Below are 20,848 nucleotides of genomic sequence, written 5' to 3' on the forward strand. Positions count from 1 at the left end.
GGCACCGGCCCGGTCCTCCCGCGCCCGGTCGTCATACATCTAGCAGCCTCCGCCCCTCGAAGGCACGGCCCAGGGTCACCTCGTCGGCGTACTCCAGGTCGCCGCCGACCGGCAGACCGCTGGCCAGCCGGGTGACCTTCAGCCCCATGGGCTTGATCATCCGGGCCAGGTACGTGGCGGTGGCCTCGCCCTCCAGGTTGGGGTCGGTCGCCAGGATCAGCTCGGTGACCTCCCCGTCCGCGAGACGGGCGAGCAGCTCCCGGATCCGCAGGTCGTCCGGGCCGACGCCCTCGATCGGGCTGATCGCGCCGCCGAGGACGTGGTACCGCCCCCGGAACTCGCGGGTCCGCTCGATCGCGACGACGTCCTTCGGCTCCTCGACCACGCAGATGACGGTCAGGTCCCGGCGCGGATCGCGGCAGATGTTGCACTGCTCCTGCTGTGCCACGTTCCCGCAAACCGCGCAGAACCGGACCTTCTCCTTGACCTCCAGGAGCGCGTGGGCCAGCCGGCGCACGTCCGTCGGCTCGGCCTGGAGGACGTGGAAGGCGATCCGCTGCGCGCTCTTGGGACCGACGCCGGGCAGCCTGCCCAGCTCGTCGATCAGGTCCTGGACCACGCCTTCGTACAACGGAACGCCCTTTCCGGGTGTGCTGCCTTGCCCTCTTACGGTAGTGGCTGGAAGTGCTCCCTAGAAGCCCAGGCCCGGCATCCCGCCGAGACCCTGCGCCAGCGGGCCCAGCTTCGTCTGCTGGAGCTGCTGCGCGTTGTCGTTCGCGGCCTTGACGGCGGCCACGACCAGGTCCGCCAGCGTCTCCGTGTCCTCGGGGTCGACCGCCTTCGGGTCGATGACCAGGGCGCGCAGCTCGCCGGAGCCGGTCACGGTGGCCTTCACCAGACCGCCGCCCGCCTGGCCCTCGACCTCGGTCGCGGCGAGCTCCTGCTGGGCGCGCGCGAGGTCCTGCTGCATCTTCTGCGCCTGCTGGAGGATCTGCTGCATGTTGGGCTGGCCGCCACCGGGGATCACGGTCACTCCTCGTGTCGAAAGGTCGGTCGGTCCCGTCGGGTACCGGTGCTCCGAGCCTACGCGGTCACGGACCGGCCTGCCGCGACAACTCTTTCGGGTGAGAAACTGCGGGCTCCTCTACCTGATCAACACCCTCTTGCGGGCGGAAATCCCGGGATTCCGGGCCCACCGCCCACCATTCGGCGGTAGGAAGGGCAGGCACCACGTGCACCGCACGTCACAGAAGGACACGAGCGACACGAACGCTGGGCTGAGCAGAGGAGTCCCCCGGTGAGCCACCAGCCGGAGATGCAGCCGCCGGGGCAGCCCGGGGAAGCCGTCGACAGAGATCTGACGGGGAAGCCCTTCCCCCTGGGCGACTGGGGCGAGCCCGCGGAGCGCCTCGACGAGCTCTACCGGTGGGTGGAGTCCAACGCCCTGCGCACCGCCGAGTGGTACCTCTCGGACCGGGTCTGGAAGCGCCGCTGCGCCCGCGCGCTGCGGATCGGCACCGCGCTCGGCGTGATCGCCGGGGCCGCGCTGCCGCTGCTCGACCTGACCGGGGTCGCCGAGGGCACGGCCGGCTGGGGCTACCTGTCGCTGCTGCTCGGCGCGGCCTGTCTGGCCTGCGACCGGTACTTCGGGCTGACGTCCGGCTGGATAAGGGACGTGGCGACCGCCCAGGCCGTGCAGCGGCGGCTCCAGGCCCTCCAGTTCGACTGGGCCTCGGAGAGCGTGCGGGAGGTCCTCGGCCCGACCGAGGGGACCGCCAGCGAGGCCGCCGAGCGGTGCCTCGGGGTGTTGCGCCGCTTCTCGGAGGACGTCACGGAGCTGGTCCGGGCGGAGACCGCGGACTGGATGGTCGAGTTCCGCTCGGGCCCGGCGCCGCTGGCGCTCCAGTCGGTCGGGGTCGTACCGGCCCGGCCGGAGACGGCGCATCCGTCCGGGCGCTTCCCGCTGCCGCCGGGCACCCGGCCGAACATGCCGCGCCAGCGGCCCCCGGAGGCCCGCTGAGGCCCTCCGGGGTGCCGCGGGGGTCTCGCGGACCCCTCGGACTCAGCTCAGCATGATCATCGAGCCCTGGGCGAGGCTGCGGGTGGCCGCCGCGTGCAGCCCGAGCCAGACGTGCCGCTCCCGGGCGAAGGGGCCGTCGTCGTACGGGAGCGGGGCGGCGGGCTCCTCCAGCTCGGTGGGCCGGGCGGGCGGGGCCGGGGCGGCCGGCGGGTTCGCCGGGTCGATGCCGAGCGCCGGGGCGACGAACTCCAGTTCCCGCAGCAGACCGTACGAGGAGCCGAGCGGGCCGCCGCCTTCGAGCAGCTCGTCGCTGGAGAGCGGGACCGGGAAGTCGACCGGCACGTAGGCGCCCGCGTGGTCGTAGTGCCAGACCAGGTGGGACTGCTGGGCGGTGGCCTCGAACATCTCCAGGAGCTGCTCGTAGTCGCCGCCGAGCTCGCCGACCGGCTCGACCGGCAGTCCGCAGATCCGCAGCAGGTAGGCGCGGCGCAGGTAGTGCAGGGCCTCGTAGTCGAAGCCCGCGACCGGGGCGACGTCGCCGGAGAGCCCGGGCATGTAGGCGTACACGGGCACGGTCGGCAGGCCGGAGGCGCTCAGCACGGCGTCGTAGGCGGCGAGGTCTTCGGCGAAGGGGTTGTCGGGGCTGTGGCACAGCACGTCGACGAGGGGGACCAGCCACAGGTCACAGGCCAAGGGAGGCTCGCTCTCCGTCAGTTCCGGGGAGGGCCAGGGTAGTCGGCGGCGCCGACGACGCCCACCCGTGGAGGAACTGCCCCGGGAACAGGGGCCTCAACCCGGCGGCGGGTCACCGGCCGATCCGGGCCTCCAGGCGGTCGGCCCATTCCAGCGAGTGCGCGTTGTAGGCGCGGACGACTCCGACGGCGGCCTCGGCGTCGCCGCGGGTGACGGCGTCGATCAGCTCCACGTGGCCGGACCAGAGCCAGCCGTGGAGTTCGCGCTCGGCCCGCAGGTAGGGCACGGAGAAGACCCACGCCTGGACGCGGAGGCGGTGCAGGAAGTCGGCGATGGGCTCGTTGCGGGCGACGAGCCGGCCCAGCTCGTGCCAGTAGCGGAGGTCGTAGCCGATGAGGACGTCCAGGTCGCCGGCGCGGGCGGCGCGGGCGGCGGCCTCGCCCCGGCGGCGTATCGACACCAGGACGACCCCGATGCCGGTGTCCGGCTCGGGGAGCGGGGCGCGCTCGCGCGGGGCGTGGCGGCGGAAGATGCCGTCGACGACGAGCATCCGGGCCTCGACCATGGCCCGGTAGTCGGCCACCGAGAAGCGGTGGACGCGGAAGCCGCGGTGCTGGTCGGAGTCGAGCAGGCCCTGGGCGCAGAGTTCGACGAGCGCCTCGCGGACGGGGGTGGCGGAGACGCCGTACTGCTCGGCGATCTGCTTGACGGTGAACTCCTGGCCGGACTGGAGACGCCCCGCGAGGACCTCGTCACGGAGCGCGTCCGCGATCTGCCGGCTGAGGGTGCTGCGGGTGACGGCGCTGTTCGCGGGCGTGCCGGGCATGCGGGTGGGGCCCCCTCCATGAGGTTCCGGAAGACTCTAGTCCAGACCCGGTCCCTCGGGAGGAGGCCCCCGTCACACGGGGTGACGCCGGTGCCGTGCCGTCGTCGGCGGCGTCAGACCGTGTGCTCGTCGGCGACGGCGAGGGCCGCGTCGAGGGCCGCCAGGCCCTCCTTGACCTCGTCCTCGGAGACGTTGCAGGCGGGGACGGCGTGGGTGCGGTTCATGTTGACGAAGGGCCACAGGCCGTTCTTCTTCGCCGCGGCGCCGAAGGCGGCCATCGGAGCATTGGCCTCGCCGGCCGCGTTGTACGGGACGAGCGGCTCGCGCGTCTCCTTGTTCTTCACCAGGTCGAGCGCCCAGAAGACGCCCATGCCGCGGACCTCGCCGACGGACGGGTGGCGCTCGGCGAGCGCGCGCAGGCCGGGGCCGAGGACGGTCTCGCCGATGCGGGCGGCGTTCTCGACGACTCCCTCGTCCTCCATCACCTGGATGGTGGCGACGGCGGCGGCGCAGGCCAGCGGGTGGCCGGAGTAGGTGAGGCCGCCCGGGTAGGGGCGGGTCTCGAAGGTGGCGGCGATCTTCTCGCTGATGGCGACGCCGCCGAGCGGCACGTAGCCGGAGTTGACGCCCTTGGCGAAGGTCATCAGGTCGGGGACGACGTCGAAGTGCTCGGCGGCGAACCACTTGCCGGTGCGGCCGAAGCCGGCCATGACCTCGTCGAGGACGAAGACGATGCCGTACTTGTCGCAGATCTCGCGGACGCCGGTGAGGTAGCCGGGCGGCGGGGTCATGATGCCGGCGGTGCCGGGGACGGTCTCCAGGATGATCGCGGCGATGGTGCCGGGACCCTCGAAGGCGATGGTGTCCTCCAGGTGCGCGAGGGCGCGCTCGCACTCCTGCTGCTCGGTCTCGGCGTAGAACGGCGAGCGGTAGAGGAAGGGCGCCCAGAAGCGGACCACGCCGGCGGAGCCGGTGTCGGAGGCCCAGCGGCGCGGGTCGCCGGTGAGGTTGATCGCGGTGGAGGTGGCGCCGTGGTACGAGCGGAAGGCCGAGAGCACCTTGTGGCGGCCGGTGTGCAGCCGGGCCATCCGGACGGCGTTCTCGACGGCCTCGGCGCCGCCGTTGGTGAAGAAGATCTTGTTCAGGTCGCCGGGGGTGCGCTCGGCGATGAGGCGTGCGGCCTCGGAGCGGACGTCGACGGCGAAGGCGGGCGCGAAGGTCGCGAGCTTCCCGGCCTGCTCCTGGATGGCGGCGACCACCTTGGGGTGCTGGTAGCCGATGTTCGTGTAGACAAGTCCGCTGGTGAAGTCGAGGTAGCGGTTGCCGTCGTAGTCCCAGAAGTACGACCCCTCCGCGCCGGCCACGGCGAGCGGGTCGATCAGGCCCTGGGCGGACCAGCTGTGGAAGACGTGGGCGCGGTCCGCGGCCTTGACGGCGGCGCCGGCCTGGGGGTCGGGCACGACATGAGGGGTCATGCCCCGAACTGTAAGGAACCGCAGGTGGGGCGGCCATCACCATCTTGTCCACCGAGAACGCGCCGGACACGACACTGTGCTCTGCCGGGCGGGCGGCTGCGGATTTCGTCGCGCGGGCGGGCGGGTGCCCTCCGGCCCGGCGGCGCCTATGCTGCGCGCCATGTACACGTCGGGGGGTAGCGCCGCCACCAGGGGTTTCGGGTGGGGGATGGTCGTCAGCGCGGTCGGCGCTGTGGGGTGTTCGCTGGTGGGGGTGTCCGCGTATCCGCCGTTGGTGCCGGAGGTGGCACTGGCGGGGGCGTCGGCGCTCTGCGCGGTGGGGTGGGTGGTGGCCTCGTACCGGGTGCGGGGGAAGGGGCACCTGGACGCGCCGCCGCGCAAGGCCCGGCCGGACAGCAAGGTGCTGCCGTACCTCTTCGCCTTCGGGATCCCGTTGGCCACGCTCGCCGCCTTCCTCGTGCTCTTCACCCCGAGCAGCGCGCGGGGGCAGTGGGAGGAGCGGCTGGAGGCGGCGGGGTACGGGGAGCACCGGGTGGAGGTCGTACGGCTGGCGGGGAAGCCCGAGTACGTCCCCGAGGGCGAGGACAACGACCCGTACTACCTGACCGACGTCGTGGTGCGGGTGCCGTTCCGGGACGGGGCCCGCGAGGTCACGGTGAAGGACTACGTCACCGCGCCCGAGCCGCCGGCGCCGGGCACGGAGCTGGAGGTGTACTACGCGCCGGGGGCCTCCGACGGGCCGGTGGGCGAGCACGACGAGATCGGCTGGTCGGGATCGATCCTGAGCTGGGCCATGGCGATCTGGGTCTGGCCGTGGATGATCATCGCCGGGTGCTGTCTGAAGTCGTACATGGACGTCTCCGACCTCCGGCGGATGCGCCGCTTCCGGCCGGTGGTGCACCTGCCGGCCCTCGGCATCCTGCTGGCCGGGGTGGTGCTGCTGCTGCCGATGGCGCTGGGGTTCCGGGTGGCGGGGTACGACCACCTGCCCGCGTTCGTCGCCGGTTTCACGCCCGCGCTCGCCCTGACCTGGGTGGCCAGGGCGGGCTGGCGGCTCTCCTGACGGCTCAGCAGTACAGGTTCGGGCCGGTCGGGACGCCGAGGATCTGGGTGAACTGCTGGTACGTGGTGACGCGGCTCTGGACCTGGGCGGGATTGCCGCCGTTGCACTCCAGGGAGCCGTTGATGGCCCAGATGGTCTGGCCGAAGCCGGCGCCGTCGACCATGGCGTTGTGGGCGGTCATGGTGCCGGGGCCGTTCTGGGTGTTCCAGTACCAGAGGCCGGTCATCATGGCGACGTCCGGCTCGCGCTCGACCCGCCAGGGGTTGTTCAGGAGGTCGATGCCGAGCGCGTCGCCCGCGGCCTTGTAGTTGAAGTTCCAGGAGAGCTGGATCGGGCCGCGGCCGTAGTAGGCGGCCTGGCCGGCGGGGCAGCCGTAGGGCCGGCTCGCGTCGCAGTAGTGCGGGTAGTTGGCGGTGTTCTGCTCGACGATGTGGACGAGCCCGCCGGTCTCGTGGGAGACGTTGGCGAGGAAGGCCGCGGCCTCCTGCTTCTTCACCGTGTCGCTGCCGGTGCCGGCGAAGGCCGGGTACTTCTTGGTGGCGGCGACCAGACCGGCGTACGTGTAGAAGGGGTTCCGGTTCGGGAACATCTGGTTGAACTGGGCCTCGGTGACCACGAATCCGGACGGGTCCGGGGTCCCGCCGCCGCCGTCGGTGCCGCAGACGCCCTCGTCGCGCCAGACGTCGGTGGTGCCGGGGCGCTCGTTCTGCGTCCACCACTTCGCGTACCAGTTGTGGCCGTTGTACGAGGCGGTCATGCCGCCCGTGTAGACCTGGCCCGAGCTCCAGGCGGTGACGCAGGCGGGGGCCGCGCCGGCGGTGGCGGGGAGCAGGACCGCGAGCCCGAACGCCGTACACAGGGCGGCGAGGAGGGCGAGGAGACGTCGTCGCATGCGCTGTCGTCCTTCCGGTGGGGGGAAGGCCAGCGAAGCGGCACTGGTCTGTACCTGTCAAGGTCTAGACCAGGACTCGGGACGGTCGGCCCTGCACACGGAGGCGGCCCCGGCCCGGGGAACCGGGGCCGGAGCCGCCTCCGCGCGAAGTCGCCTCCCCCTAGAGGAGGTTGAAGTTCTTCATGTACGTGCCCTGGAACGCCACCGGCGCCTTGAACGGCTTCGCCGCGTCGCCGGTGCCCGCGTAGCTGAGCACCTCGCCCGTCGTCTTCCGGGCCAGCAGGTCCACCTTGCCGTCCTGGTTGTCGTCGCCGAGCGACAGCAGCCGGTCGTACGCGTTCCACCCGCCACCGATCCGCGTACGGGTCGTGAACGGCGCCTTGTAGTCACCCGTGCCCTTGTAGAGCCACAGGACGCCGGTCCTGTCGCGGGCGACGATGTCGGCCCGGCCGTCGCCGGTCAGGTCGCCCTGGCCCGCGAGCTGGTCGTAGGCGTTCCACCCGCCGCCGACCCGCGTCCGGGTGGTGAGGCGGCCGTCCGGGTAGCTCAGGTAGCTCCACAGCACGCCGGCCGTGTCACGGCCGATCAGGTCGGCCTCCTCGGCCCCGCCGAGGTCGCCGGGCGACAGGACCTCGGGGTAGATGTTCCAGCCCTTGCCGACGGTCTTCGTCGACTGCCAGTACTCGCCGACCATCCCGGCGAAGTCCAGACGGCCGTCCTTGTAGAGGGTCCACTTGGCCTCGCCGTGACCGTCGTTGGTGTTGTCGACCGTGATGATGTCGGCGAGGTGCGACTGGTCGGCCGGGAGGTACAGGTCGCTGGTGAGGCGGGGCCCGTCGTGGTGCCACTCCCACAGGTCGTGGGTCTGCTTGTGGAGGCCGTACAGATTGAAGACGGGCGCCACCACCGGGTCCGCCTCCGGCGCGGCCACGGCGGAGCCCGCGCCGACGGCCGTCGCCACCGCGACGGCGGTGGCGAGGAAACCGGCCCTCAGCCCGGGCCTGCGTCGTTCGAACATGATCGAATTCCCCCTGCGTTGTTTCGTTCTCACCCTTCCGACCGTCGAAGGCCCCCCAGGGTTGTCCGAAACCGCGCTGTTTTCTCCCCGGCCGTCAGATCATCAGCACGATCCGGCCCGGCCGGCGGCCCGCCTCCACCCGCCGGTGCGCCTCCGCCGCCTCCTCCAGCGGCAGCACGTCGGCCACCCGGGTCGCGAGCCCGCCCGCGCCGAGCAGTTCGAGCAGCTCCTTCAGCCGTGCCGCGTCCGGGCGGCCGACCACCGCGTCCACCCGCACGTCCCGCTCGGCCACCGGCATCCGCTCGCCGGAGGCGGAGACGAAGACCCCGCCGTCCTTCACCGCGGGCAGCAGCGGATCGGCGATCAGCGCCGCGTCGAAGACGCCGTCCACCCGCTCCGGCGCGAAGCCGAGCACCCCGGTGATCACCTCGTCCGGCGCGCCGCGCCCCACCACCCCGTGGGCCCCGAGGACCCGCAGCTCGTGCGCGTCGTCGGGATTGCCGAGGGCGATCACCCGGAGCCCCGCCCGCGCCGCCAGCTGCACCGCGAACCGGCCCACCACCCCGCTCGCGCCGGTGATCAGCACCGTCGCGCCCTCCGGCAGCGCCAGCAGGTCCAGCGCCTGCGCGGCGGTCAGCGCGGAGAGCGGCAGCGAGGCCGCCGCCGTGAAGTCCACCTCGTCCGGGACCGGCGCCAGCCAGGCCGGCTCCACCAGGACCGTCTCCGCGTACGTCCCCGCGCCGGTCGCCTCCGCCACCCAGGGCACGAAACCGGCCACCCGGGTGCCCACCGGCAGGCCCGGCGCCGGGTCCGCCAGGACCCCCGCGAAGTCGTAGCCCAGCACGAAGGGCGGGGCCAGCTCGCCGAGCGCGGCCGCGAGCCGGCCCGAGCGGATCTTGAGGTCCGCCTGGTTCACTCCGGCGGCCTTCAGCCGCACCCGGACCCGCCCGGGGGCGTCCGCCGGGTCCGGCTCCGGCCGACGGGCCGATGCGAGGACCTCGGGTCCGCCGTAGGCGGTCACTTCGACGACACGCATGGGGTTCCTCCTCCGGAAGGGCCCCCTCATGGCCATTACATCCACGCCTCTCCGACCCGGGCAACCCCGGCCGGGCCACCCGGACGACCCCCGCCGCGGCGGCCCCCGCGGCGCCCTCCCGGCCGGCTGAACGCGCGGCGAAATCCAGGTGTCCGGCCGCTACGCCGCCCCCGGTGTCGCACACCCGTCCGTACGGTCCCGGTCATGGAGTGGATAACCGCAGAGAACGTGGTCGCCGTCGCCACCGCCCTCCTCGGCGTCCTCGTCTCGGTCGGCGCCGTCTGGATCGACCGCTTCAAGCCGCAGCGCAAGCGGCTCGGCTACCGCGTCCAGCTGAACACCCCGCTGCACAAGGAGGGCGACGACCAGGACGGCGGCGTGATGACCGTCCGCGACGGCGAGGTGCTCGGCAGCGCCGCCGCCGGCGCCACCCTCGTCCTGCTCCGCATCGAGAACGACCGCGACCTCGACATCAGCATCGACGACTACGCCGTCGCCGCCGCCGACCACGCCCTCCGCATCACCTTCGGCGCCCCCACGGTGACCGTCCGGGGCGTCGTCGCCACCGTCCCGCCCGGCTGGAACGCCGTCCGCGACGACCTCGACAGCGCCCCCAAGCTGGGCCGCGACGGCAACGCCGTCCTCGTCCCCCGCGTCGCCCTCGACACCGGCCAGTACTTCAAGCTCCTCGTCCAGCTCTCCGGCCCCGTCGCCGACCGCGACATCAAGGTGCACGGCACCGTCGCCGGCGGCTCCATCCGCCGCAACCGCTCCACCACCCCCGACGACCAGGCCGGCCGCTTCTCCACCGCCGCCCGCTCCGTCACCGTCGTCCTCACCGCCTGCGTGGTCGCGCTCGCCGCGATCATCGTCCGCGAGCAGACCCCGCCGCCCATCGGCTGCGCCCGCGGCAGCCTCACCGTCACCGGCTCCACCGCCTTCGCCCCGGTCGTCCGCGAGGTGGCGAAGGCGTACGAGAAGGACTGCGACGGCGCGAAGGTCACCGTCGACGCCGACGGCTCCACCTCCGGCGTCCGCGACCTCGCCGAGACCGGCGCCCACACCGAGGGCTCCCCCGCCGTCATCGCCCTCTCCGACGGAGAGGGCCCCGGCGGCCACCCCCGGCTCCGCGCGCACATGGTGGCCGTCTCCCTCTTCACCGTCGTCACCCACGAATCCGTCCCCGTCCGCAGCCTCACCCTGGACCAGATCCGCGCCCTCTACCGCGGCGACGTCACCCGCTGGAACCAGCTCACCGGCCCCGGACTGCCCGCGGACCTCCCCGACCTGCCCGTCCTCCTGGTCAGCCGGGACGCCGACTCCGGTACCCGGGAGGTCTTCCAGCGCCGCGTCCTCGGCCGCAACGAGCCCGCCAACTCCTCCCGCGACTGCGCCACCGTCGACGACCCGGAGGCGAAGGTCGTCCGCTGCGAACTCGACTCCACCGCCCAGGTCCTGACCACCGTCGGCCGCCTTCCCGGCGCCATCGGCTACGCCGAACTCGGCGCCGTCGCCGCGGCGAAGGGCCTGCACCGCGTCGACCTCGACGGCCGCGCCCCGGTCCTGGACGAGCTGGGCACCTCCCCGTACCCCTACCGGGAGATCGAGTACGCCTACACCTGGGGCGATCCGCCGAGCGACTCGCTCACCGCCGGCTTCCTCGCCTACCTCGCGCGCGGCCGGGGACAGGACATCGTGCGCGCCCGCGGGCACCTGCCGTGCGCCACCCCGAAGGGGCTGCGGATCTGCGGGGAAGGCTGACACCGGACCGTGACCCGGACCGTCACCGGCCCCTCCGCCCGGTCTGGCATCCTCTTGCCACGTGGAGCCATTGAACGCGGAAGACCCGGTCAGCATCGGCCCGTTCCGGATCGTCGGCCGGCTCGGGGTCGGCGGCATGGGCCGGGTGTTCCTCGCGCGTTCGGCCGGCGGACGGACCGTCGCCGTGAAGGTGGTGCACGCCGAACTGGCCGCCCAGGAGGAGTTCCGGCGCCGCTTCGCCCGCGAGGTCGAGGCACTGGAGCGGGTCGGCGGCACCGGCACCGCGCCCGTCCTCGGCTCCGACACCACCGCCGCCGCCCCGTGGGTGGCCATCGGCTACGTCCCCGGGCCGTCGCTGCGGACCGTCGTCGGCGACGAGTACGGGCCGCTGCCGACCGCGACCGTCCGCGCCCTCGGCTCCGGCCTCGGCCGCGCCCTCGACCACATCCACGGCGCCGGGCTCGTCCACCGCGACCTCAAGCCCTCCAACGTGCTGCTCACCGTCGACGGCCCCCGGATCATCGACTTCGGCATCGCCCGGGCCGTGGACACCGTCACCGACGGCGGGCTGACCAGCACCGGCGCCGTCGTCGGCTCCCCCGGCTTCATGTCGCCCGAGCAGGTGCGCGGCGAGCGGCTCGGCCCGGCCTCCGACATCTTCTGCCTGGGCTCGGTCCTCGCCTACGCGGCGACCGGCCGCTCCCCCTTCGGCACCTCCGACAGCGGGGTGCACGCGCTGATGTTCCGGATCGCCCACGACGAGCCGGACCTGACCGACGTGGCGCCGGAGCTGACCGGGCTGATCCGGGCCTGTCTCGCCAAGGACCCGGCGGCCCGGCCGACCGCCGCCGAGATCGCCGAGACGCTGCCCTTCGCCGACCCGTGGCTGCCCGCCGGCGTCCTGGCCCGGCTCGGCCGGCACGCGGCGCGGCTCCTGGAGGCGGAGAGCGCGGCGAGCGCGCGGGAGGCGGCCGAGGAGACGGCCGGGCGGGCCGACGACCGCACGCGGGGCGCGGCGCCCGGCGACCGGACGGCCGGCGCGTCCGCCGGGCCGGCGACCGGGCCGGCGGCGGAGCCGCCGCGGTCCCGGTCCCGGCGGCGGGTGCTGACCGCCGCGCTCACGACCGCCGCCGTGGCGGCCGCGGCGGGCGTCGGCTACGCCCTCTGGCCGTTCGGCGGCCCGGGCACCATCCCGGACGGCCGGGGCAGCGGCTCGTCGTCGTCCTCGGCGTCGTCCTCGGCGCGGCCCGCCGGGGCGGTGCCGGCCGCCTTCCTGGGTGCCTGGGAGGGCGTCCTCCAGGGCAGCCCGGAGGTCCCCCGCGAGACCATCCGGATCGAACTCGCACAGGGCGCGCCGGGGGCCAAGACCGCCGTCTACACGCACGTCGGCGACAACCGGCTGTGCATGGGCCGCTCGCGGCTGGTCTCCGCCGACGAGGACAGGGTCGTCCTCGGCGAGTCCGACGTGACCACCAGCGTGCCCCCGCAGCGGTGCATGGCGGCCGCCCACCAGACCCTCACCCTGCGCTCCCCCGAGGTCCTCGAATGGTCCTCCGGCACCGCGAAGGCCACCTTCCACAAGGCCCGCACCGGCTCGGAGATCCTGCCCGCGAAGTACCTCGGCCGCTGGAGGATGAAGCCGCTGGTCGACGGGCCGGACGCGGACCGCTACACCGACGAGGTGACGATCACCCAGGGCGCGGTCGGCGCGACCGTCTACCGCTCGCTGAACGTCTATCCGCGGACGGACGAACAGGGCAACACGCTGGCCGACGCGGTCAACTGCACCCGGACGGCGATCCTGGCGACCACGACGCCCCCGTACGTCCTCGGCCCGATGGCCCTGGAGCCCGGCGGGGACTCCGAGTGCGTGAGCGACGACCTCGGCAGCTACATGGTCCTGACGACGTACAAGGGCGAGGAGATCCTGCAGGTCTACCCGATGGTGGACACGGAGCCGGGCGAGTACCACCGGGTGGACTGACGCGGACGCGCGAAGGGCCCGCACCCCGGCGAACCGGGATGCGGGCCCTTCGGCGTACCCGCGTGCTCCTTACAGGAAGGAGTTGATCTCGATGGTCTCGGTGCGGCCGGGGCCGACGCCGATGGCGGAGATCGGGGCGCCGGACATCTCCTCCAGCGCCTTGACGTAGTTCTGCGCGTTCTTCGGGAGATCCGCGAAGGTCTTGGCCTTCGTGATGTCCTCCGACCAGCCGGGCAGGGTCTCGTAGATCGGCTTCGCGTGGTGGAAGTCGGTCTGGGAGTACGGGAGCTCCTCGACGCGCTTGCCGTCGATCTCGTACGCGACGCAGACCGGGATCTCCTCCCAGCCGGTCAGCACGTCCAGCTTGGTGAGGAAGAAGTCGGTCAGGCCGTTGACGCGAGTGGCGTAGCGGGCGATGACCGCGTCGAACCAGCCGCAGCGGCGGTCACGGCCGGTGGTGACGCCGCGCTCGCCGCCGATGCGGCGCAGCGCCTCGCCGTCCTCGTCGAAGAGCTCGGTCGGGAACGGGCCGGCGCCGACGCGGGTGGTGTACGCCTTGAGGATGCCGATGACCCGGTTGATCTTCGTCGGGCCGACGCCGGCGCCGGTGCAGGCACCGCCGGCGGTCGGGTTCGAGGAGGTGACGAAGGGGTACGTGCCGTGGTCCACGTCCAGGAGGGTGCCCTGGCCGCCCTCGAAGAGGACGACCTTGCCCTCGTCGATGGCGTTGTTGAGGATCAGGGTGGTGTCGGCGACGTACGGCTTGATCTGGTCCGCGTACTGGAGCATCTCCTCGACGATCCGGCCGGACTCGATCGCGCGACGGTTGAAGACCTTGGCGAGGAGCTGGTTCTTCTGCTCCAGGGCCGCCTCGACCTTCTGCTCCAGGATCGACTCGTCGTACAGGTCCTGGACCCGGATGCCGACGCGGTTGATCTTGTCGGCGTAGGTGGGGCCGATGCCGCGACCGGTGGTGCCGATCTTGCGCTTGCCGAGGAACCGTTCCGTCACCTTGTCGAGGGTGACGTTGTACGGGGTGATCAGATGGGCGTTGCCGCTGATCAGCAGCTTCGACGTGTCCACGCCGCGCTCGTTCAGTCCGCTCAGCTCGGAGAGCAGGACCGCCGGGTCGACGACGACACCGTTTCCGATCACCGGGGTGCACCCCGGGGAGAGGATTCCGGAAGGGAGGAGGTGGAGCGCGTACTTCTGGTCGCCCACGACGACCGTGTGGCCGGCATTGTTGCCGCCCTGGTAACGCACCACGTAGTCCACGGATCCACCGAGCAGGTCGGTGGCCTTTCCCTTGCCCTCGTCACCCCACTGAGCACCGAGCAGCACAAGTGCGGGCACAGGCGTACACCCCTTCCGGGTGGGGCATGTCCAAGGTCAGATGGCGTACGCCGCCTCACCGGTGTGCCCCGGAATAGACGAAGCCCCTGGCGCAATAGCGCAAGGGGCTCTTGCACAAAGATGCTACCCGAGGAAGGACCGAGGTGTCGGATCACGACCAGCTGCTGGTCATCGTCGACCCGGTCGCCCGCCGAAGTGACGGCGAGTCCGTACGGATCGCGAAGGATGTTCTGTCCGCGGGCGCGGAAGCGAAGATCTGCCTGCCGGACTCCCCCGAGGAATTCTCCCGGGCCCTGTCCCGGCGCGGCTCCCGCCGCCCCGTCGTGCTCGGCGACGACCGGGCGCTGCTGCGCGCGGTGGCCCTGCTGCACCGGGACCGGGCGCCGCTCGCGCTGGTCCCGATCGGGCCGCCGGACGCGCTGGAGGTCGCGTACGGCCTCGGCGTGCCGCGCTCGGCGGTGGCGGCCGCCCGGACGGTCCTGGACGGGGCGGTGCGGAGCCTGGACCTGCTGGTGGACGACAGCGGCGGGGTGGTCCTGGGCGATCTGCGGGTGCCCGCGCTGCCCGCGCCCGCGGCCGGCAGCGCGCCCTCCGTCTGGGGGACCTGCCGCTCCCTGGTCCGCACCCTGGTGCGGACCACCGCGCCGCCGGTCCCCTCGGTGCCGGTGCACCGGCTGCGGGTGGAGGCGGACGGGGTGCTGCTGGCCGACGTGGACGCGCCGGTGGCGGCGGTGACGGCCCGCCCGGTGGACGGCGGCGGCGGTACGGCGGAGGTGACCGTGCACCCGGCCGGTCCGGCCGACGCGCCGCGCCGGGCCGTCGCGGGCACCCTGACGGTCTCCGGCCCTGACTTCCGCTACCGCGCGGACGGCCGCGTGACGGGCCCGGTGCGCCGCCGCACCTGGACGGTCCGCGCGGCGGGCTGGGGGCTCACCCTGCCCCGGGACCCGGAGCAGCCGGCCTGACCCGCTCCCCGGGGCTGCCCCGACCGGGCCCGGGCTGGTTACTGTGCACGCCGGAAGGCACGGAAGGCACGGAAGGCACGGGAGGGGCGAGGGGTGGCTGGAGTGACCGGGGTGGGCAGGGCGCGGGCGCTGGATCTGCCGGGGACGGCGGAGGAGCTGGTGGGGTACCGGCGCGGGGGCGTCCGGCTGGCGGCGGGCGGGGCCGTGCTCGCGGTCCTCGCCTTCCTCTCCTTCGCCGTTTTCCCCGAGGACCCGCCGTGGGCGGGGGACCTGGCGGGTTTCGTCTGTCTCGGCGGGTCCATGGCCGCCGTCTTCGGCCTCGTCCGCTTCCCCTATGCCCGCCGGTTCCGGCGGGTCCTGGCCGCCGGGCCCTGGTCGGCGCACCCGGCGACCGTGGTGCCCCGTGCCTGGAGCGGCGAGGGCGTCGTCCTGGCGGCGGTGGACGGCGAGGGGATGCTGCCGCTGCGGGTGATCGCGAGCCGGGCGCGCTGGCAGGTGGCCCGGCCGGTCCCGACGGGGGTGCTGTGGTGGTGCGGCGACCCGCGGAAGGGCGGGGTGCTCGCGGCGCCCGGCGGCGGGCCGCTCTTCTGGGCCAGGCCGGCCCGGGGCGCGGCCGCGCGGCGGCTGCTGGCCGCCGCCGAGGAGGCGCGCCTGTCGGCGCTGCCGGTGCCGGCCCCGCCGCAGGCCGGGCCCGAGGCCCCCGGCGCTCCCGCGACGCGGACCCCCGTGCCGTCCTACGCGCGGTTCGCCGCCCATGCCGGGGCCTGGGCGGCGACGCCCCGGCGCCGGGAGCGGAGGCGGCGCCCCGAGCCGGACGTGCGGACGGTGCCGTGGTGGCGGGTGCGGGCGCTGCGGAGGACGGGCGGACTGAACGAGGTGGGGATCGGCCTGATCGGCCTCGCGCTCTACGGCGGGCTGACGGCGATGGACGTGGTCTGGCCGGAGGAGGGCGCGGACGGGTCGGTGTCCACGGGCCGCCTGGTCCTGCTGACAGCCTCCGTGGCCTGGACCCTGTGGGCCGCCTTCCAGGTGTGGAACCGGGGGCTGCCGGTCGTGCGGGTCCTGGTGCGGGCCGCGCTCGCCCCCGTACCCGTCGAGCGGCGGTACGCGCTGGTGCCCGCGCCGGTCGGCGAGGGCGCCGCGCTGGTGGTCTTCCCCGCGCACGGCGGGCCGGACGACCGGCCCGAGGGGGTGCTGCCGCTGCTGCCGCCGGAGGGGCCGGTGGAGCCCGCCGGCACGGTGGAGCTGCGCGGCTGGCTGGACCGGGACGGGCAGGACGGGGACGGTGACGCCGTGGTGGTGGCCTGGTGCGGCGGGCGGCCGCTGTGGCCCGCCGGGCCGTACCTGGAGGCCGGTACGGCGGACGGAGCGGAGCTCCTGGAGGCCATGGCCGAGCTGCTGGAGACCGGGCCGGCGCCGGAGCCGACGCCGGGGCCCGGGGCTCAGGGCTGAGCCGTCGCCCGGGGTGCCGTTCCGGCGGCCTCCCGGGCCGCCTTCCGCTCCCGCCAGCGGTCCATCAGGACGAGCATCTCCTCCTGCATGAAGGCGAAGAAGTCGGCGGTCTCGGCCGTGCGGGCGCCGGCCGCCGTGTCGGGGCCGAGGGTGTCGGCGCCGTCGCGGAGGACCTTCTCCCAGCGGGTCAGGACCTGGTCGCGGCGGGTGAAGGTCTCGTACCAGATCTCGTTGTGGAGCACGTACCGCTCGCGCCGGGTGCCCGGTTCGCGTTCGCGGGCGACCATGCCGACCTGGGTGAGGTAGCGGACCGCGCCGGAGACGGCGGCCGGGCTGATCCTGAGCTGTTCGGCGAGCTCCGCCGAGGTCAGCGAGGCGGTCTCGGAGGCGAGCAGCGCGGCGAAGACCCGCGCGGCCATCCGCTGCATGCCCGCCTCGGTCAGCTCCGCGGCGAACCGCTCGACGAAACGGGACACGGTTTCCTCGTCGCTCTTGGTCATGGCTTCATCGTCTCCCTCGCTCGCACCTCGTCACCGACTTTATACGCTTCCTTAACTTCACAAATTTGTGAAATGAGCGTACGTTCCGAAGCATGACGAACGCCATCAGCGTCGCCGGACTCCACAAGTCCTTCGGCCGCACGCACGCCCTCGACGGACTCGACCTCACCGTCGCCACCGGCGAGGTCCACGGCTTCCTCGGCCCCAACGGCGCCGGGAAGTCCACCACCATCCGCGTCCTCCTCGGGCTGCTGCGCGCCGACTCCGGCACCGTCCGGCTGCTCGGCGGCGACCCCTGGGCCGACGCCGTCGCCCTCCACCGGCGCCTCGCGTACGTGCCCGGCGACGTCACCCTCTGGCGCAACCTCTCCGGCGGCGAGGTGATCGACCTGTACGGGCGGCTGCGCGGCAACGGCCTCGACAAGTCCCGCCGCGCGGAGCTGATCGAGCGCTTCGAGCTCGACCCCACCAAGAAGGGCCGCACCTACTCCAAGGGCAACCGGCAGAAGGTCGCCCTCGTCGCCGCCTTCGCCTCCGACGCCGAACTCCTCGTCCTCGACGAACCCACCAGCGGCCTCGACCCGCTGATGGAGGAGGTCTTCCAGGACTGCGTCCGCGAGGCCCGCGACCGGGGCCGCACCGTCCTGCTCTCCAGCCACATCCTCAGCGAGGTCGAGACCCTCTGCGACCGGGTCTCCATCGTCCGCAAGGGACACACGGTGGAGTCCGGTTCGCTCGCCGAGCTGCGCCACCTCACCCGCACCAGCGTCACCGCCGAACTCGCCGGCGCCCCCGAGGGCCTGGACCGCCTGACCGGCGTCCACGACCTGCACGTCGAGGGCCGCAGGGTCCGCCTCCAGGTCGACACCGACAAGCTCGACCCGGTCCTCGCCGCGCTCCTCGCCGCCGGCGTCCGCTCGCTCACCAGCACCCCGCCCACCCTGGAGGAGCTCTTCCTCCGCCACTACGCGGACGAAGAGGTGGCCTCATGACCGCGCTCGCCGGCACCGGCACCCTCACCCGGCTCGCGCTCCGCCGCGACCGGCTGACCATCCCCCTCTGGGCCCTGGTCACCGGCGGCCTCGTCGCCTCCGGACCCGGCTCCTTGGAAGGGCTGTACGGGACGGCCGCGGCGCGCGCCGAACTCGCCGCCTCCATGACCGCCAACAGCTCCATGCGCTCCCTCTACGGGCCGGTCTTCTCCGACTCCCTCGGCGGGCTCGTCGCCTGGCGCTTCGGCACCTTCGCCGCCGTCCTCGCCGCCGTCGCCTCGCTGATCGTCGTCGTCCGGCACACCCGCGAGGAGGAGGAGACGGGCCGTCAGGAACTGCTCTCCGCCGGGGCGGTGGGCCGCCGCGCGCCGCTCACCTCCGCACTGCTCGCCGCGCTGACGCTCAACGCCGCCGCCGCGCTCCTGATCGTCGCCGGGCTGGCCGGCCAGGGCCTCGCCGGGGCGCTCGCGCTCGGCCTCGCCGTCGGCGGCACCGGCATGGTCTTCGCGACCGTCGCCGCGCTCGCCGCGCAGCTCACCGAGAGCGCCCGGCTCGCCAAGGGCATCGCGGGCGGCGTCCTCGGCCTCGCGTTCGTCCTGCGCGCGGCGGGCGACTCCGGGGACGCCTCCGGCTCCTCCGTCCTCACCTGGCTCTCCCCCGTCGGCTGGGCCGAGAACGTCCGCGCCTACGGCGGGGAGCGGTGGTGGGTGCTGCTGCTGATCGCCGCCGCCGTGCTCGCCCAGACGGTCCTCGCGTACGGGCTCACCGCCCGCCGTGACGTCGGCGCCTCCTTCCTCGCCACCCGGCCCGGCCCGGCCACCGGCCGGCTCGCCTCCGCCGGGGCGCTCGCCCTCCGCCTCCAGCGCGGCGCGCTGATCGGCTGGGGGCTCGGCTTCCTGCTCGGCGGGCTGGTCTTCGGCGGCATGGCCGAGGGGGCGGCGGAGCTGGTCGGCGACAACGAGAAGGCCCGGGAGATCTTCGAGCGGATGGGCGGCCAGGCCGCGCTCACCGACGCCTTCCTCGCCACGATGGTCTCCCTCTTCGGGATGCTCGCCGCGCTGTACGCGGTCGGCGCGGTGCTGCGGGCGCACACCGAGGAGACCTCCGGCCGCGCCGAACCCCTGCTCGCCGGCTCCCTCGGCCGGCTCCGCTGGGCGGCGGGCCACCTCGTCCCCGCGTTCGCCGGCTCGGCGCTGATCCTCCTCGCGGCGGGCCTCGGGCTCTCCCTCGGCTTCGGCGGCTCGTACGGGCCCGTCCTCGGCGCGGCGCTCGCCCAGCTGCCGGCCGTGTGGACGCTCGCGGGCGTGGCGACGCTGCTGTGGGGCGCGCTGCCGCGGGCGGCGGGCGCCGGCTGGGCCGCCGCCGGACTCTGCCTGGCGCTCGGCTGGATCGGCCCGGCGCTGGACCTCCCGCAGGCGGTCCTGGACGTCTCCCCCTTCGCCCACCTGCCCAAGCTGCCGGGCCCGGAGGCGGCCTGGACCCCGGTCCTCCTCCTCACCGCCCTGGCGGCGGCCCTCACCGCGGCCGGCCTGGCGGCCCTGCGCCGCCGCGACCTCCAGGTCTGACGGGCTCAGACCTCCACGAGCAGCGACTCGAAGCCGCGGATCACGTAACCGGGTTTCCGGACGGGGTCCGCGGCGAGCCGCATCCCCGGCGCCTGCCGCAGCAACTCGCCGAGGACCGAGGCGAGTTCGAGGCGGGCCAGCGGCGCGCCCAGGCAGTAGTGGATGCCCGCGCCGAAGGAGACGTGGGGGTTGTCCGCACGGGCCAGGTCCAGCTCGTCCGCGGTGGGGCCGAAGCGGGCCGGGTCGCGGTTGGCGGAGCCGAAGAGGAGCGCGACCTCCGCGCCGCGGGGGACGACGGTCCCGCCGATCTCGATGTCGTCGAGGACCCAGCGCTCGAACATCTGCAGCGGCGTGTCGTACCGGAGCAGTTCGTCCACAGCTGTGGACAACTTTTCGGAATCCGAGGACAGGGCCGAGGCCAGGGCGGCGTCCCACCTCCCGTGCCGCAGCAGCGTCCACACCCCGCCCGTCGCGGTGTTCACCGTCGCCTCGTGCCCCGCGTTCAGCAACAGCACGCAGGTGGAGATCATCTCCTGCTCGGTCAGCTCCTCGACCCCGATCAGCGCCGAGACCAGGTCGTCGCCCGGATCGGACCGCCGCCGCGCGATCAGCTCCCGCAGATAGCCGGAGAACTCGATCGACGCCCGGACCGCCCGCCGGGCCGTCTCCTCCGACGGGTTCAGCTCGAACATCCCGCAGATCGCCGCCGACCAGGGCCGCAGCATGGCCCGCTCCTCGTCCTCCTCCGGGACGCCGAGCATCGCGGCGATCACCGCGACCGGCAGCGGCTCGGCGACCGCCGCCTGGAGGTCGCCGCCGCCCGCCGCCACCAGTTCGCCGACCAGGCCGGCGGCCAGCTCCCGTACCGTCGGGGCCAGCTTCTCCACCGTCCTCGGCGTGAACGCCTTCGACACCAGGCGCCGGATCCGGGTGTGGTCGGCGCCCTCCAGGTCGAGCAGCCCGTGGTCGTTGAGGGTGTGGAAGGGCTCGTGCAGCGGGTCGGGGGCGGTGCGCCCGAACTCCTCGTGGCCGAAGCGGTGGGTGTACGTCCGCCCCAGCCGCCGGTCCCGCAGCAGCGCCGACACGTCCTCGTGGTGCGGGACCAGCCACTGGCGGGTGGGCCCGTACCAGTGCGCCCGCCCGGCCTCCCGCAGCGCGGCGTACGCGGGGTACGGGTCGGCGACGAACTCCGGGGACCAGGGGTCGAATGCGGCGGCGGCGTCCATGGCAGGGACGCTACCGCCGCCCGGACG

At 73.9% G+C, this 20,848-nt stretch carries 19 protein-coding genes; 8 read left to right on the top strand and 11 right to left on the bottom strand.

Translation table 11 applies throughout. The annotated features are described in order from the left end of the window. Window positions 1-31: 31 nt before the first annotated feature. Together recR and ACFW1I_RS05040 are read right to left on the bottom strand one after the other, a co-directional pair. Complete coding sequence (gene recR, locus ACFW1I_RS05035; protein WP_031008792.1) at window positions 32-631, bottom strand: recombination mediator RecR; 600 nt, start codon at window positions 629-631, stop codon at window positions 32-34. A 60-nt stretch (window positions 632-691) separates the two neighbouring features. Further along, entirely contained in the window at window positions 692-1,027 is a 336-nt protein-coding gene (locus tag ACFW1I_RS05040; RefSeq protein ID WP_384666151.1) for a YbaB/EbfC family nucleoid-associated protein, read from the bottom strand. A gap of 288 nt (window positions 1,028-1,315) precedes the next feature. Here ACFW1I_RS05040 and ACFW1I_RS05045 point away from each other — a divergent pair, with 288 nt between their 5' ends. After that, on the top strand, window positions 1,316-2,020 hold the full coding sequence (locus tag ACFW1I_RS05045; protein WP_384666347.1) for an SLATT domain-containing protein: 705 nt from the start codon (window positions 1,316-1,318) through the stop codon (window positions 2,018-2,020). A gap of 42 nt (window positions 2,021-2,062) precedes the next feature. Here the strand turns inward: ACFW1I_RS05045 and ACFW1I_RS05050 are convergent, their stop codons facing one another. The 3 genes from ACFW1I_RS05050 to ACFW1I_RS05060 all read right to left on the bottom strand — a co-directional run bounded on the left by ACFW1I_RS05050 (window position 2,063) and on the right by ACFW1I_RS05060 (window position 5,014). Continuing rightward, window positions 2,063-2,713: a hypothetical protein gene (locus ACFW1I_RS05050; protein WP_384666153.1), complete on the bottom strand. Its 651-nt coding sequence runs from the start codon at window positions 2,711-2,713 to the stop codon at window positions 2,063-2,065. 112 nt (window positions 2,714-2,825) lie between these two features. Next, entirely contained in the window at window positions 2,826-3,539 is a 714-nt protein-coding gene (locus tag ACFW1I_RS05055; protein WP_384666155.1) for a GntR family transcriptional regulator, read from the bottom strand. 113 nt (window positions 3,540-3,652) lie between these two features. Continuing rightward, a complete protein-coding gene (locus ACFW1I_RS05060; RefSeq protein ID WP_384666157.1) occupies window positions 3,653-5,014 on the bottom strand; it encodes an aspartate aminotransferase family protein in 1,362 nt (453 codons plus the stop codon). Between the two features lie 253 nt (window positions 5,015-5,267). Between ACFW1I_RS05060 and ACFW1I_RS05065 the strand changes: the two genes are divergently transcribed. After that, window positions 5,268-6,077 carry a hypothetical protein gene (locus ACFW1I_RS05065; RefSeq protein WP_384666159.1) on the top strand — a complete coding sequence of 270 codons (810 nt, stop codon included), beginning with the start codon at window positions 5,268-5,270 and terminating at the stop codon, window positions 6,075-6,077. 4 nt (window positions 6,078-6,081) lie between these two features. Here the strand turns inward: ACFW1I_RS05065 and ACFW1I_RS05070 are convergent, their stop codons facing one another. From ACFW1I_RS05070 to ACFW1I_RS05080, 3 genes are all read right to left on the bottom strand, one after another. After that, the gene (locus ACFW1I_RS05070; RefSeq protein ID WP_384666160.1) at window positions 6,082-6,969 is read right to left on the bottom strand and encodes a glycoside hydrolase family 19 protein; all 888 of its coding nucleotides are present in this window, start codon (window positions 6,967-6,969) and stop codon (window positions 6,082-6,084) included. A 160-nt stretch (window positions 6,970-7,129) separates the two neighbouring features. Beyond that, window positions 7,130-7,987, bottom strand: coding sequence for an FG-GAP repeat domain-containing protein (locus ACFW1I_RS05075; RefSeq protein WP_384666162.1), 858 nt, complete (start codon window positions 7,985-7,987; stop codon window positions 7,130-7,132). A gap of 94 nt (window positions 7,988-8,081) precedes the next feature. Further along, window positions 8,082-9,023: an NADP-dependent oxidoreductase gene (locus tag ACFW1I_RS05080; protein WP_384666164.1), complete on the bottom strand. Its 942-nt coding sequence runs from the start codon at window positions 9,021-9,023 to the stop codon at window positions 8,082-8,084. 204 nt (window positions 9,024-9,227) lie between these two features. Between ACFW1I_RS05080 and ACFW1I_RS05085 the strand changes: the two genes are divergently transcribed. Next, complete coding sequence (locus ACFW1I_RS05085; protein ID WP_384666166.1) at window positions 9,228-10,784, top strand: PstS family phosphate ABC transporter substrate-binding protein; 1,557 nt, start codon at window positions 9,228-9,230, stop codon at window positions 10,782-10,784. Window positions 10,785-10,845: 61 nt separating this feature from the next. After that, on the top strand, window positions 10,846-12,768 hold the full coding sequence (locus tag ACFW1I_RS05090; RefSeq protein WP_384666168.1) for a serine/threonine-protein kinase: 1,923 nt from the start codon (window positions 10,846-10,848) through the stop codon (window positions 12,766-12,768). Window positions 12,769-12,837: 69 nt separating this feature from the next. On the opposite strand, the gene ACFW1I_RS05095 is transcribed toward ACFW1I_RS05090, so the two are convergent. Continuing rightward, window positions 12,838-14,121, bottom strand: a complete 1,284-nt coding sequence (locus ACFW1I_RS05095; protein WP_319009503.1) for an adenylosuccinate synthase — start codon at window positions 14,119-14,121, stop codon at window positions 12,838-12,840. A 143-nt stretch (window positions 14,122-14,264) separates the two neighbouring features. Between ACFW1I_RS05095 and ACFW1I_RS05100 the strand changes: the two genes are divergently transcribed. Both ACFW1I_RS05100 and ACFW1I_RS05105 read left to right on the top strand, forming a co-directional pair. Further along, window positions 14,265-15,086: a diacylglycerol kinase gene (locus tag ACFW1I_RS05100; RefSeq protein WP_384666170.1), complete on the top strand. Its 822-nt coding sequence runs from the start codon at window positions 14,265-14,267 to the stop codon at window positions 15,084-15,086. Between the two features lie 93 nt (window positions 15,087-15,179). Then, window positions 15,180-16,538 (top strand): hypothetical protein, encoded by a 1,359-nt coding sequence (locus ACFW1I_RS05105; protein ID WP_384666172.1) that lies wholly within the window; start codon window positions 15,180-15,182, stop codon window positions 16,536-16,538. Here ACFW1I_RS05105 and ACFW1I_RS05110 read toward each other — a convergent pair. Then, complete coding sequence (locus ACFW1I_RS05110) at window positions 16,529-17,038, bottom strand: GbsR/MarR family transcriptional regulator (protein WP_384666174.1); 510 nt, start codon at window positions 17,036-17,038, stop codon at window positions 16,529-16,531. The genes ACFW1I_RS05105 and ACFW1I_RS05110 overlap by 10 nt on opposite strands. Window positions 17,039-17,130: 92 nt before the next feature. Between ACFW1I_RS05110 and ACFW1I_RS05115 the strand changes: the two genes are divergently transcribed. Next, window positions 17,131-18,030: an ATP-binding cassette domain-containing protein gene (locus tag ACFW1I_RS05115; RefSeq protein ID WP_384666175.1), complete on the top strand. Its 900-nt coding sequence runs from the start codon at window positions 17,131-17,133 to the stop codon at window positions 18,028-18,030. After that, a complete protein-coding gene (locus ACFW1I_RS05120) occupies window positions 18,027-19,595 on the top strand; it encodes an ABC transporter permease (RefSeq protein WP_384666177.1) in 1,569 nt (522 codons plus the stop codon). Before ACFW1I_RS05115 ends, ACFW1I_RS05120 begins: the two co-directional genes overlap by 4 nt. Before the next feature lie 5 nt (window positions 19,596-19,600). On the opposite strand, the gene ACFW1I_RS05125 is transcribed toward ACFW1I_RS05120, so the two are convergent. Continuing rightward, a complete protein-coding gene (locus ACFW1I_RS05125) occupies window positions 19,601-20,821 on the bottom strand; it encodes a cytochrome P450 (RefSeq protein ID WP_384666178.1) in 1,221 nt (406 codons plus the stop codon). Window positions 20,822-20,848 lie beyond the last annotated feature (27 nt).

This window comes from Streptomyces sp. NPDC058955, from assembly GCF_042741435.1.
Lineage (GTDB): Bacteria > Actinomycetota > Actinomycetes > Streptomycetales > Streptomycetaceae > Streptomyces.